This is a genomic window from Salmonella sp. SAL04213 (assembly GCF_046550535.1).
Lineage (GTDB): Bacteria > Pseudomonadota > Gammaproteobacteria > Enterobacterales > Enterobacteriaceae > Salmonella > Salmonella enterica.
The window spans coordinates 35,644-49,245 of the sequence record NZ_JBGDXS010000015.1; the positions used below are offsets into that span (position 1 = coordinate 35,644).

At 48.5% G+C, this 13,602-nt stretch carries 11 protein-coding genes; 5 read left to right on the plus strand and 6 right to left on the minus strand.

Translation table 11 applies throughout. From position 1 onward, the window contains the following. Positions 1 to 215: 215 nt before the first annotated feature. Both glpT and glpQ read left to right on the plus strand, forming a co-directional pair. On the plus strand, positions 216 to 1,574 hold the full coding sequence (gene glpT, locus ACLJPQ_RS21590; RefSeq protein ID WP_000948739.1) for a glycerol-3-phosphate transporter: 1,359 nt from the start codon (positions 216 to 218) through the stop codon (positions 1,572 to 1,574). A 4-nt stretch (positions 1,575 to 1,578) separates the two neighbouring features. Further along, positions 1,579 to 2,649: a glycerophosphodiester phosphodiesterase gene (gene glpQ, locus ACLJPQ_RS21595; protein WP_080185165.1), complete on the plus strand. Its 1,071-nt coding sequence runs from the start codon at positions 1,579 to 1,581 to the stop codon at positions 2,647 to 2,649. 115 nt (positions 2,650 to 2,764) lie between these two features. On the opposite strand, the gene ACLJPQ_RS21600 is transcribed toward glpQ, so the two are convergent. Beyond that, positions 2,765 to 3,643 carry a LysR family transcriptional regulator gene (locus ACLJPQ_RS21600; protein ID WP_000176719.1) on the minus strand — a complete coding sequence of 293 codons (879 nt, stop codon included), beginning with the start codon at positions 3,641 to 3,643 and terminating at the stop codon, positions 2,765 to 2,767. Between the two features lie 161 nt (positions 3,644 to 3,804). On the opposite strand from ACLJPQ_RS21600, the gene ACLJPQ_RS21605 reads away from it, so the two are divergent. Then, a complete protein-coding gene (locus tag ACLJPQ_RS21605; protein ID WP_000660247.1) occupies positions 3,805 to 4,995 on the plus strand; it encodes an MFS transporter in 1,191 nt (396 codons plus the stop codon). A 1-nt stretch (position 4,996) separates the two neighbouring features. Here ACLJPQ_RS21605 and yfaE read toward each other — a convergent pair whose 3' ends face one another. The 5 genes from yfaE to ACLJPQ_RS21630 all read right to left on the minus strand — a co-directional run bounded on the left by yfaE (position 4,997) and on the right by ACLJPQ_RS21630 (position 10,761). Next, positions 4,997 to 5,251 carry a ferredoxin-like diferric-tyrosyl radical cofactor maintenance protein YfaE gene (yfaE, locus tag ACLJPQ_RS21610; RefSeq protein WP_000533921.1) on the minus strand — a complete coding sequence of 85 codons (255 nt, stop codon included), beginning with the start codon at positions 5,249 to 5,251 and terminating at the stop codon, positions 4,997 to 4,999. Further along, positions 5,251 to 6,381: a class Ia ribonucleoside-diphosphate reductase subunit beta gene (nrdB, locus tag ACLJPQ_RS21615; RefSeq protein WP_000332026.1), complete on the minus strand. Its 1,131-nt coding sequence runs from the start codon at positions 6,379 to 6,381 to the stop codon at positions 5,251 to 5,253. Before nrdB ends, yfaE begins: the two co-directional genes overlap by 1 nt. A 112-nt stretch (positions 6,382 to 6,493) precedes the next feature. Next, complete coding sequence (nrdA, locus tag ACLJPQ_RS21620) at positions 6,494 to 8,779, minus strand: class 1a ribonucleoside-diphosphate reductase subunit alpha (protein WP_001076495.1); 2,286 nt, start codon at positions 8,777 to 8,779, stop codon at positions 6,494 to 6,496. A 355-nt stretch (positions 8,780 to 9,134) separates the two neighbouring features. Beyond that, on the minus strand, positions 9,135 to 9,863 hold the full coding sequence (gene ubiG / locus ACLJPQ_RS21625; RefSeq protein ID WP_001091009.1) for a bifunctional 2-polyprenyl-6-hydroxyphenol methylase/3-demethylubiquinol 3-O-methyltransferase UbiG: 729 nt from the start codon (positions 9,861 to 9,863) through the stop codon (positions 9,135 to 9,137). An 82-nt stretch (positions 9,864 to 9,945) separates the two neighbouring features. Continuing rightward, on the minus strand, positions 9,946 to 10,761 hold the full coding sequence (locus tag ACLJPQ_RS21630; protein ID WP_226999123.1) for a GntR family transcriptional regulator: 816 nt from the start codon (positions 10,759 to 10,761) through the stop codon (positions 9,946 to 9,948). A 118-nt stretch (positions 10,762 to 10,879) separates the two neighbouring features. Between ACLJPQ_RS21630 and ACLJPQ_RS21635 the strand changes: the two genes are divergently transcribed. After that, a complete protein-coding gene (locus tag ACLJPQ_RS21635) occupies positions 10,880 to 12,205 on the plus strand; it encodes an MFS transporter (RefSeq protein WP_000098078.1) in 1,326 nt (441 codons plus the stop codon). A 14-nt stretch (positions 12,206 to 12,219) separates the two neighbouring features. After that, the gene (locus ACLJPQ_RS21640; protein ID WP_017442122.1) at positions 12,220 to 13,422 is read left to right on the plus strand and encodes a mandelate racemase/muconate lactonizing enzyme family protein; all 1,203 of its coding nucleotides are present in this window, start codon (positions 12,220 to 12,222) and stop codon (positions 13,420 to 13,422) included. Positions 13,423 to 13,602 lie beyond the last annotated feature (180 nt).

Below are 13,602 nucleotides of genomic sequence, written 5' to 3' on the forward strand. Positions count from 1 at the left end.
TGATTTCGCGCATAATCGCTCACTATTCGAAAATGAAACGTGATTTCGTGCGCCTTTCTGAACATTAGTCATAAATCTGTAACAATATGTGCTGTAATTCACATTAACGTGACGTATCTTTACTTAACATCGCGGCCACACTGGGAGCAGCGGGGTTGTTTGAACGAACTGCGGTGTTTACCTCTAAATAAAATATGGGCCACGGAGGCTACAATATGTTGAGTATTTTTAAACCAGCGCCGCATAAAGCGCGCTTGCCAGCGGCGGAGATTGATCCGACCTATCGCCGATTACGCTGGCAGATTTTCCTGGGGATATTCTTTGGCTATGCCGCGTATTATCTGGTGCGCAAGAACTTTGCCCTCGCGATGCCCTACCTGGTAGAACAGGGTTTTTCACGCGGCGATCTGGGCTTTGCGCTGTCCGGGATTTCCATCGCTTATGGTTTTTCGAAATTTATAATGGGTTCGGTGTCCGATCGCTCGAATCCGCGCGTTTTCCTGCCGGCAGGGTTGATTCTGGCCGCAGCAGTCATGTTGTTTATGGGCTTTGTGCCGTGGGCGACATCCAGCATCGCCGTGATGTTTGTGCTGTTGTTCCTTTGCGGCTGGTTCCAGGGGATGGGGTGGCCGCCGTGCGGTCGTACGATGGTTCACTGGTGGTCGCAGAAAGAACGCGGCGGCATTGTGTCGGTCTGGAACTGTGCGCATAACGTCGGCGGCGGGATCCCGCCACTGCTGTTCCTGCTGGGGATGGCGTGGTTTAACGACTGGAAAGCGGCGCTCTATATGCCAGCCTTTGGCGCGATTGTGGTGGCGCTGTTCGCTTTCGCAATGATGCGCGATACGCCGCAATCCTGCGGTCTGCCGCCTATCGAAGAGTATAAAAACGACTATCCGGACGACTACAACGAAAAAGCGGAAGAAGAGCTGACTGCGAAGCAGATCTTCATGCAGTACGTACTGCCAAACAAACTGTTGTGGTACATCGCTATCGCCAACGTGTTCGTCTACCTGCTGCGCTACGGTATCCTCGACTGGTCGCCGACCTACCTGAAAGAAGTGAAGCATTTCGCACTGGATAAATCCTCCTGGGCCTACTTCCTGTATGAATACGCGGGTATTCCGGGCACGCTGCTGTGTGGCTGGATGTCGGATAAAGTTTTCCGCGGCAACCGTGGCGCGACGGGCGTATTCTTTATGACCCTGGTCACTATCGCGACCATCGTTTACTGGATGAACCCGGCAGGCAACCCGAACGTTGATATGGCTTGTATGATTATCATCGGCTTCCTGATCTACGGCCCGGTAATGTTGATCGGTCTGCACGCGCTGGAACTGGCGCCGAAAAAAGCGGCGGGTACGGCGGCGGGCTTTACCGGTCTGTTTGGTTACCTGGGCGGTTCTGTCGCTGCAAGCGCCATTGTGGGTTATACCGTTGACTTCTTCGGTTGGGATGGCGGCTTTATGGTGATGATTGGCGGCAGCATTCTGGCGGTAATCCTGCTGGTGGTCGTGATGATTGGTGAAAAACGCCATCATGATGAGCTGCAGTTAAAACGCAACGGAGGCTAATAACATGAAAACCACACTGAAAAACCTTAGCGTGGCGTTAATGTTGGCAGGAATGACCATCGGAAGCGGCGCCGTGGCGGCTGAAAAAGTCGTTATCGCCCACCGTGGCGCCAGCGGTTATCTGCCGGAGCATACGCTACCGGCGAAAGCGATGGCGTATGCGCAAGGGGCAGATTATCTGGAACAAGATTTAGTGATGACAAAGGACGACCATCTGGTCGTCCTCCATGACCACTACCTTGACCGGGTAACTGACGTCGCTGATCGTTTTCCGGACCGGGCGCGTAAAGATGGGCGCTATTACGCTATCGATTTTACGCTGGATGAAATTAAATCCCTGAAGTTTACCGAAGGGTTTGATATTGAAAACGGCAAAAAAGTACAAACTTATCCGGGCCGTTTCCCGATGGGAAAATCTGATTTCCGCATTCATACCTTTGAAGAGGAAATTGAATTCGTTCAGGGATTAAATCACTCTACCGGTAAAAATATCGGTATTTATCCGGAAATTAAAGCGCCGTGGTTCCATCATCAGGAAGGGAAAGATATTGCCGCGAAAACGCTGGAAGTGCTGAAGAAGTATGGTTACACCGGCAAGCAGGACAATGTCTATTTGCAGTGTTTTGATGTCGCTGAACTGAAACGTATTAAGAATGAACTGGAACCCAAAATGGGGATGGATCTCAATCTGGTTCAACTTATTGCGTATACCGACTGGAATGAAACACAGCAGAAACAGCCGGACGGTCGTTGGGTAAATTACAACTACGACTGGATGTTTAAGCCGGGCGCCATGAAGCAGGTGGCGGAATATGCGGACGGTATTGGTCCGGATTACCATATGCTGGTCGCGGAAGGCTCAACGAAAGGGAATATCAAGCTGACTGGAATGGTGCAAGACGCGCATCAGAATATGATGGTAGTGCATCCTTACACTGTGCGTGCCGATCAATTGCCGGACTATGCCACAGACGTCAATCAGTTGTACGACATCCTGTATAACAAGGCGGGCGTCGACGGGCTGTTCACTGACTTCCCGGATAAGGCGGTCATGTTCCTGCAAAAAAATGACTAAAGGTTTGCCATAGTCGAAGTGACGCGCCGGATGAGGGCATAAACGCCTCATCCGGTCTGGCGCAACGTTTGCCAGCGTAAGTCTGGTAAACGCAATGCCATCAGGCGGGGTTGTTTTATAGCAACCCCTCATCGGTCAGTGTTTCCATACATTTTTGTAATAAAAATAACGGACTTCCTTCTACCGGCGGTTCTTTTGCTAACAGGGAAATTTGTCGATAAAAGGTGGGTTCCAGCGCCACGGAGCATAATTTTCCTGTCGTGGCTTTTAAGGTTAATTCTGGCAATAAGGCGATACCTAATCCCTGGCGAATAAAATTCAGCGCAGTATCGGGATGGTTAAATTCATATTTAAATATCGGCTCAATACCCTTTTCTTTAAACAACGCCATAATGCTTAATTCATAACGACCTTTACTGACAATAAGTGGTTCGTCCATCAGTTCTTCGACCGTGACTGTACTATTGGCCGCCAGGGGATGATTTTCAGGCACCACTACGGTGAATTTATCCCGGTAAATGGGGACGCAATACATACCGTTGACCGGAAAAGGAACGAAACCGGCATCAATACTTCCGTCCTGCAGCGAATCAATAATAGCCGTACTGTTCTCTTCATAAGGGATAATTTTTACATTTGGATGATGGCTTTCAAAATAGCGAATGACGCCGGGTAAAATGCAGGCGCAGGCGCTGGGAAAACAGCCAATCCGTAGCGTACGGGCCGGGTTCTTTTTTTCTTGTTCGGCAATCTCTTTTACCGCGTTGACGTCGCGCTGGATCGCGCGTAAGTGCCTGACGATGCGGCTACCGGCGGCGGTAAGCTCAATCTCTTTACGACGCTCACGAATCAATATGTCAACGCCGAGCTCCTCCTCAAGCGCGGAGATGGCCTGGCTGACGGCGGATTGCGTCATGTATAGCCGTTTGCTGGCTTCGGTAAATCCGCCGTACTCCAGTACGGCAAGCAGGGCGTGGATTTGGGTTAGTGTCATTAGTAAAACCTAATCAATATAATTAAAACGATTAATTTTTCTAATAGAGTGCACTTGTTTATACTGCGATTCTATCGAATACATCACATTTTGACGCACCTGATAGGTGTTCAGTTGAGCTGAGCGTTGCCTGCGTGCGCCATCTGAGCGGGTCGTTAAGAATGAAAGAAAAATTATGGACGAAGGATTTTTGGGCAATCACCATAGTCAGTTTTATTATCTTTTTTGTTTTTTATGTACTGCTAACTTTATTACCCATTTATATCGCTGACCGCCTGCATGCTTCTGCAGATAAGGCCGGGCTGTTAGTGACATGTTTCCTGGCCGCGGCAATTGTTATTCGGCCGTTTGCCGGGCAGTGGGTGGGAAAATATTCGAATAAAAAGATTCTGGTGCTCTCTTCTCTGGCTTTTTTGGTGATTACTGCGCTGTATCCGGTTTGCCATTCTATCGAGTCGCTGCTCTTTATCCGCGTACTTCATGGGATTACGTTTGGTGTTATTACCACGGTAAAAGGAACTATTTCAGCGCGGTTAATTCCGGCCTCCCGACGTGGAGAGGGCATCAGCTTTTTCTCTTTAGCGATGGGCCTGGCGATGGTCGTAGGACCGTGGATCGGTTTGAATATGGCCCGCTGGAACGCGTTCACTGCCGCATTCTGGCTTTGTTCCGCTGTAGCGGCGTTAGGGATTGTACTTTCCCTGATTGTGACGGTCCCTCCGGTAATTCGTCATGCCGATGGTTCGAAACCGAATCTGGGTTTTGCCGCGATGTTTGACCGCGCCGCCTTGCCTTTTGCGCTGGTCACCTTTTTTATGACTTTCTCCTATGCCGGCGTGTCGGCTTTCCTGGCGCTGTATGCTCGTGAGCTGGATTTAATGGCGGCGGCCAGTAATTTCCTGCTGTGCTACGCGATTTTCCTGATGATATGCCGTACCTTCACCGGGAATATTTGTGATAAAAAAGGGCCGAAATACGTTGTTTTCCCATGCCTGTTGGCTTTTACCATCGGTCTGGTGGCGCTGGGCTACACCAATGGCAGCATCATGATGATTATTTCCGGCGGTCTCATCGGTATCGGCTACGGTTCGGTCACACCGGTTTTCCAGACGCAAATTATCAGCTCGGTTGAACCGCATAAAATCGGCGTGGCGAATTCACTGTTCTTTAACGCGATGGATGCCGGAATGGCGATTGGCGCCTTTATCATGGGAATGATGGTTGAGTCGGTTGGCTATCGTATGATTTATGTCGCTGGCGCGGTGCTGGTGGTACTCGCTGGCGCACTGTATGCCGTGCAGATGAAAAAACGTGGCGTGATGCCTTTGGTTTCCACCAGCGAGTTGCACTGAGTTACATCTCGATTTCGATATCGCCTTTTGCCCTGCAGCAGCAGGGCAAAATCTCTCCCGGCTGGATAAACGCTAAAGGTTCCGTAATCCAGTCAACCTGACCGGCAACCAGCCGGGTACGACAGGAGCCGCAATAACCTTCGCGGCACTGATACTCCACCTCAACGTTATGCGATTCCAGCGCGGCCAGCAGAGAAGGGTGTTCATCCTGGCACAGCAGTTGTGTGCCAGTGATACGCAGCGTGACGCGTCCCATCAGAGCTGGAAATTACTCAGATCGTCGGTATCGACTTCCGAATCGATTTGTCCGACCAGATAAGAGCTAACTTCCACTTCCTGTGGCGCGACCTGAACGTTATCGGACACCAGCCAGGTATTGATCCACGGGATTGGGTTGGAGCGGGTCTGGAACGGCAGATCCAGCCCTACCGCCTGCATACGAATATTAGTAATATATTCAACGTATTGACACAGGATATCTTTATTCAGGCCGATCATCGAACCGTCGCGGAACAGATAGTCCGCCCACTCTTTTTCCTGCTGCGCCGCCTGCACGAACAGGTCATAACATTCCTGTTTACACTCTTCGGCGATTTCCGCCATCTCCGGGTCGTCCACGCCGCTACGCAACAGGTTCAGCATATGTTGCGTGCCGGTCAGATGCAGAGCTTCGTCACGGGCGATCAGACGGATAATTTTGGCGTTGCCTTCCATCAGTTCACGCTCGGCAAATGCGAAAGAGCAGGCGAAGCTGACGTAGAAGCGAATGGCTTCCAGCGCGTTCACGCTCATCAGGCACAGATACAGTTTTTTCTTCAGCTCACGCAGATTCACGACAACCGTTTTGCCATTAACGGTATGGGTGCCTTCACCGAGCAGATGCCAGTAGCTGGTCATCTCAATAAGTTCGTCGTAGTAGGCGGAGATCCCTTCGGCGCGCTTCTGAATTTGCTCATTGGTCACGATATCGTCAAAAACGACCGCCGGATCGTTGACGATGTTACGAATAATGTGGGTGTAGGATCGTGAGTGAATCGTCTCAGAAAACGCCCAGGTCTCTACCCACGTCTCCAGCTCCGGGATGGAAATGAGCGGCAGCAGGGCGACGTTCGGGCTACGTCCCTGAATGGAATCCAGCAGCGTCTGGTATTTGAGGTTGCTGATGAAGATATGTTTTTCGTGCTCCGGCAACGCCTGATAATCGATACGATCGCGGGAGACGTCGACCTCTTCCGGACGCCAGAAGAAAGAGAGCTGTTTTTCGATCAGTTTTTCGAAGATGTCATATTTCTGCTGGTCATAGCGTGCAACGTTGACCGGCTGGCCAAAGAACATGGGTTCCTTGAGCTGATCGTTTTTCGTCTGTGAAAAAGTGGTGTATGCCATTGAAGTGAATCCTTTATGGGATGAGCGCCGGATGGCGGCGCAAGCGCCTTATCCGGCCTACAAACCGTACAATCGTAGGCCGGGTAAGCATAGCGCTACCCGGCACTATTCATCAGATCTTACAAGCGCCGCTTTCGCAGCCATCGTCCTGAATAGAAGGCGCCAAATCGTCCTGCGCATCTTCCGCGCCGTCGCGGGTATTTTGATAGTACAGAGTTTTCACGCCAAACTTATACGCGGTGAGCAAATCTTTCAGCAGTTGCTGCATCGGTACTTTTCCTGACGGGAAACGTGACGGATCGTAGTTGGTATTGGCGGAAATCGACTGATCGATAAACTTCTGCATGATACCCACCAGTTGCAGATAACCGTCGTTGTTCGGCATCTCCCACAACAGTTCGTAAGCGTCTTTCAGATGCTCATAATCCGGCACGACCTGACGCAAAATACCGTCTTTCGAGGCCTTGATGCTGACGTAGCCGCGCGGCGGCTCAATACCGTTGGTGGCGTTGGAGATCTGGGACGACGTTTCCGACGGCATTAGCGCCGATAGCGTGGAGTTACGCAGACCGTGGGTTTTGATCGATTCACGCAGCTGTTGCCAGTCGTAGTGCAGCGGTTCGTTGACGATCGCATCCAGATCCTTTTTGTAGGTGTCGATCGGCAAAATGCCTTTTGCATAGGTGGTTTCGTTGAACCATGGGCAGGCGCCTTGCTCTTTCGCCAGTTCGTTGGACGCTTTAAGCAGATAGTACTGAATGGCTTCAAAGGTTTTATGCGTCAGATTATTGGCGCTGCCGTCGGAATAACGTTTACCGTTTTTCGCCAGCCAGTAGGCGAAGTTAATCACGCCAATGCCCAGCGTACGACGGCCCATTGCGCCGCGTTTGGCAGCCGGAATCGGGTAATCCTGATAATCGAGCAGAGCATCCAAAGCGCGTACTGCCAGAATAGCCAGTTCTTCCAGCTCGTCCAGAGTTTTAATGGCGCCCAGGTTGAATGCAGACAGCGTACACAACGCAATTTCGCCGTTTTCATCGTTGACATCGTTCAGCGGTTTGGTCGGCAGGGCAATCTCCAGACACAGGTTAGACTGGCGTACCGGGGCGACAACCGGATCGAACGGACTGTGAGTATTGCAGTGGTCAACGTTCTGGATATAGATACGACCGGTAGAGGCGCGTTCCTGCATCATCAGCGAGAACAGTTCGACCGCTTTCACACGCTGTTTGCGGATGCTGTCGTCGTTTTCATATTTCACGTACAGGCGTTCGAATTCGTCCTGGTCGGCGAAGAACGCATCGTATAGCCCGGGTACATCGGACGGACTGAACAGCGTAATGTCGCCGCCCTTCAGCAGGCGGGTATACATCAGTTTGTTGATCTGTACGCCGTAGTCCATGTGACGTACGCGGTTGCCTTCCACGCCACGGTTGTTTTTCAGTACCAGCAGGCTTTCCACTTCCAGGTGCCACATCGGATAGAACAGTGTCGCCGCGCCGCCGCGCACGCCGCCCTGCGAGCAGGATTTCACCGCCGTCTGGAAGTGCTTGTAGAACGGAATACAGCCGGTGTGGAAGGCTTCGCCGCCGCGAATCGGGCTGCCCAGCGCACGAATGCGTCCCGCGTTGATACCGATACCGGCGCGCTGAGAAACGTATTTCACGATAGCGCTGGAGGTGGCGTTGATGGAATCCAGACTGTCGCCACACTCGATCAGTACGCAGGAGCTGAACTGACGGGTCGGGGTACGCACGCCGGACATGATGGGCGTCGGCAGCGAGATTTTGAACGTAGAGACCGCATCGTAAAAACGTTTTACATAGTCAAGACGCGTTTCACGCGGGTAGTTCGAGAACAGGCAGGCCGCTACCAGAATGTAGAGGAACTGCGCGCTTTCATAGATTTCGCCGGTCACGCGGTTTTGCACCAGATATTTCCCTTCCAGCTGCTTAACGGCAGCGTAGGAGAAGGTCATATCGCGATCGTGAACGATAAACGAATCCATCTGCTTGAACTCTTCTTCCGTGTAGTCTTCCAGCAGATGATTGTCGTATTTGCCAAGCTCAACCATTTTTACCACATGGTGGTAAAGTGCGGGCGGCTCAAACTGGCCGAAGGCTTTCTTACGCAGGTGGAAAATCGCCAGACGCGCAGCCAGGTATTGATAATCCGGCGCATCGCGAGAGATCAGGTCTGCGGCAGCCTTAATGATAGTTTCATGGATATCGGAGGTCTTAATCCCATCATAAAACTGAATATGCGAGCGTAGCTCGACCTGAGAAACCGATACGTTATTCAGTCCTTCTGCCGCCCAATCAAGAACGCGATGAATTTTGTCGAGATTGATGCGCTCAGTACGGCCGTCACGCTTTGTCACCAGCAGACTCTGATTCATGTGGTTTTCTACCTGTTTACCTGTCCGTGAAAGAAAAATATCCCCCCGCTTATCCACAACGCCACGTTGTGACTAACTCTGTGGATAAATACTATATATAGGGGGTAATCGATAAGTGAAACGCTATATGGTGAGTATTCTAGTAGGGATTCTTTTGAGTACAAGAGTTGATTTTGGCGTTAAATTGCGGTTGCAAAAGCGTAAGAATCGCTAAATGCGCGTCTGATAAGGCCTGGAGAGGATGTCAACAATTCATAAAAAAAAATCAAAATTTGATCGAATGCTGATTTCTTCATCGAAGAGAAAGGTTGCGCCCGATGATCTAACGCAACCCTTATAGGAAAATTCTTTGATGTCAGGCTTTTTTAGCGCGGGTATGCAACATGTAGTTAACGTCTACTCCGGGACCGAGTTTGAAAGTATTGGTTATCGGGTTGTAGTGCAGCCCGGTGATATGTTGCTCTTTCAGGACGGTTTCATCTACCCAGCTTAACAGTTCAGCAGGCTTAATGAATTTCTTCACGTCGTGCGTGCCTTTTGGCACCATGCGCAGAATATACTCAGCGCCGACGACCGCCATCAGCCAGGATTTCCCATTGCGGTTCAACGTTGAGAAGAACACCTCGCCGCCGGGTTTAACCAGTTGGGCGCAGGCGTGGACGACCGATTGCGGATCGGGAACGTGCTCCAGCATTTCCATACAGGTGACGACGTCGTATTGCTGGGCGTGTTTTGCCGCATGTTCCTCAACCGTCTCCTGCACGTACTCTACCTCGATGCCGCTTTCCAGCGCATGCAGTTTGGCGACCTGCAAAGGCTCAAAGCCCATATCCAGCCCGGTGACGGTTGCGCCTTCGCGCGCCATGCTCTCCGCCAGAATACCGCCGCCACAGCCGACGTCGAGCACCTTTTTACCGAACAGGCCGCCTGAGCGCTCAGTAATGTAGCCAAGGCGTAGGGGGTTGATGCGATGCAATGGCTTGAATTCGCCCTCCAGATCCCACCAGCGCGACGCGACGGCTTCGAATTTGGCGATTTCATTATGGTCAACGTTGTGAGCTACCGACGGTTTTTCAGTGTTCATGAGTACATGAGATTCCGCTATTGATCTATCGGGGCAGTATAGCAGGTGCAAAGTCGCTGCGTTATATCTACTGCCGTCTTTATTACGCTTTCAGCGCAAGAAGTTTTCTTGCGCGTTCTGTAAAACCGCTACCGATGTGGTGCGTGATAAAATTACAGACGCCCTCGACGTTGTTGTTTTTTAACATATCCAAAATAGTGGCATGTCCACGGTTAGAGCTGGTGATATATTCAGCGGTAAAATCCAGTCTGTAGCGAATTGCCAATAAACGTGCTGAGATCAACAGGTGTGCTTGTGAAATGTATTTATTATCGGCATATTTCACAAAAACATAATGAAAATCATGATCCAGTTTGAGGTAAGCTTGCGTATCTCGCTCTGCATTAATTTTTGCTGACTTCGATAAAATATTGCTTAATTCGACTATGACATTGTTAGCATTTTTCTCCATCGCTTCACGAATTGCGCCCTGTTCAAGGATAACCCTCATTTTGATGAGATCATTGATATCCTCGTCGGTGACAGAAAAAACAAATGTCCCACTGCGGGGAATGATGTTGACCAGGTTTTCATTATAACTCAGCCAAATAAAAGCTTCACGAATTGGTGTTTTACTTACCATCAGAATATTTGATAGTTCATTTTCACTGATCGCTTGCCCAAGATCGAAATCGCCATGGATAATCATCTCCCTTATTTTCTCTTTAATCACCTGGGTGATGGATTTGGGTATTTCAATTGATATGTGACTAAAATCACGCTTTAATCTATTTTTCATTTTCTTCTCCTCCATGGTTAAACCCGGCTCCATTGTAATTAATTTATTCAAAATTAACGGATCTAATATATCAGATATAAGAAAAATTACATACTTTATTGTTGTTATTGTATATTTCATTAAGTTTGCTTACTGATATATCAGATATGACGCATTAGCTTTTGAATTGTATTGTTTTTTACGTAACATCGATTCCGGTCAATACCCTTATTCATTGAATCATAAAAGGTGATGCAAAATGAGTAGTCCACAAGAAAATTTATACGATGCAATTCGTATTGTAAAAAGGAAAATCATTCCTTTGGCCTTTATTCTTTACTTTTTTAACTATATGGATCGTGTCAATATTGGGTTTGCTGCATTACGCATGAATGAATCTCTCGGTATTACGCCTGAGGATTTCGCTAATATTTCTTCTATATTCTTCATATCATATTTAATCTTTCAAATTCCGAGTAGCATTGGCTTGCAAAAGCTTGGTGCAAGAAAATGGATTAGTTCCATTATTATCGGCTGGGGAGCGGTAACAGGGCTGATTTTTTTTGCTAAAGATACTCAACATATTTTGCTGGCTCGCATTTTTTTGGGGGTATTTGAAGCTGGCTTTTTCCCGGGCATGGTTTATTATCTTGCATGCTGGTTCCCGGCTCGTGAACGCGGAAAAGTCAATAGTTTCTTCATGTTATCTATTGCTGTTGCATCGGTATTGGCTGCACCGATGTCTGGTTGGATCATCGAGCATTTGAATACCCCGGATTATGAAGGCTGGCGCTGGCTTTTTGCTATTGAAGGTATCCCTACCGTATTCCTTGGCATCCTGACATTTTATTTACTGCCTGACAGTCCAGAAAAGGCTAAATGGCTTACGCCACAGCAGATATCGGCCTTAGTTAATAAATTACGCACTGACAATGAAACCGCAGCTGCATTAAATAAAAATACCAACTCATCCTTTCTTTCCGTAATCAAAAATCCAGTTTTGCTTCAGCTTTCTTTCGCCTACATGTTGATTCAGGCGGCTGCTCTGGCGGCAAACTACTGGTTACCGGGGTTGGTGAAGGGATTTTCAGCTGATTTTACGGATACTGACGTTGGTTTAATCATGAGTATTCCGTTTATTTTCGCTATGTTCAGCATGCCCTGGTGGGGCTGGCATTCCGATAAAAAGAATGAACGAAAATGGCATGCTGCATTACCCATGTTTCTGGCAGGCTGTGGTTTTCTGATGATTGCTCTTGTCCCCTCAATGTCGTTGAGAATGCTGGGGCTAACGTTCTATGGTGTTGGGATCCTCAGCTATTACGGACCTTACTGGGCGCTGCCTTCTGCATTATTGTCGCCGTCAGGGTTGGCTATCAGCATTGCGTTTATTAACTCATGTTCAAGTCTTGGCGGATTCCTGATTAATAAATCACTGGGATTCGTTTCTACTCATTATGGTGCGACAGGAATATTTATTGTAGAGGCAATACTTTGCTTCGCTGCGGTAGCCGTTCTGGCGTTAATGAAAATTGATGTGAAAAAAGAAAAAAGCCAACAAACAAATGTTGTATCACGAACCTGATAAATGGAGAAATTATGAAAATTACGTCTATTGAAGTTTTTGACTGTGAATTAAAAAAAAGAGATCAAACGATGTCCTCCTATAATCCAGTACTTATTCGGGTGAATACCGACTCAGGATTAAGTGGTATTGGCGAAGTAGGACTGGCCTATGGCGCAGGCGCTAAAGCTGGCGTAGGGATCATCAGAGATCTGGCGCCATTGATTGTGGGTGAAGATCCACTAAATATCGAAAAAATTTGGGAGTTCTTTTTCAGAAAGACTTTTTGGGGGATGGGGGGCGGGAACGTTTTTTATGCCGGAATGAGCGCTATTGATATTGCTCTTTGGGATATCAAAGGTAAATATTTAGGTGTACCTGTTTATCAGCTCCTTGGCGGGAAAACTAATGAAAAATTAAGAACCTATGCTAGTCAGTTACAATTTGGTTGGGGGGATAAACGCCAGATATTAGTGACACCTGATGAATATGCTGAGGCGGCGCGTGCGGCTCTTGACGATGGATATGATGCGATTAAAGTGGATCCACTCGAAATCGATCGTAATGGCGATGACTGTGTTTTTCAGAATAAAAATCGTAACTATTCAGGATTGTTACTGGCCGATCAATTAAAAATGGGGGAAGCGCGAATTGCCGCTATGCGTGAAGCAATGGGGGATGATGCTGATATTATCGTGGAAATCCATTCTCTTCTCGGTACAAACTCAGCTATTCAATTTGCGAAGGCGATAGAAAAGTATCGTATCTTTCTTTATGAAGAACCGATTCATCCATTAAATTCTGATAATATGCAGAAAGTTTCCCGTTCAACAACGATTCCAATCGCCACTGGCGAGCGTTCCTACACAAGATGGGGATACAGGGAATTACTGGAGAAGCAGTCTATTGCCGTAGCGCAACCTGATTTGTGTCTCTGCGGCGGAATTACCGAAGGAAAGAAAATCTGTGACTATGCTAATATTTATGACACCACTGTACAGGTGCATGTTTGCGGCGGTCCTGTTTCCACGGCAGCCGCGCTGCATATGGAAACAGCAATTCCCAACTTTATTATTCATGAGCATCATACCAATGCGATGAAAGCATCTATTCGGGAACTTTGTACCCACGATTATCAACCGGAAAATGGCTATTATGTCGCGCCGGAACAGCCCGGATTGGGTCAGGAATTAAACGATGAGGTAGTGAAAGAATACCTGGCCTATGTGATTAAATAGCATCTGGTGATACTGATTATGGTTTATGCCTTCCGGCATATCCCCTAAATAATTCGAGTTGCAGGATAAAATGGTTAACCGTCTTGAACAGCGCTTGCGCTAACCCCGACGGGGCGAGGCCCAGGGATGGGCCGAGTAACTTGCCGCCAACGCACATGAAACTTGAAGTATGACGGGTAT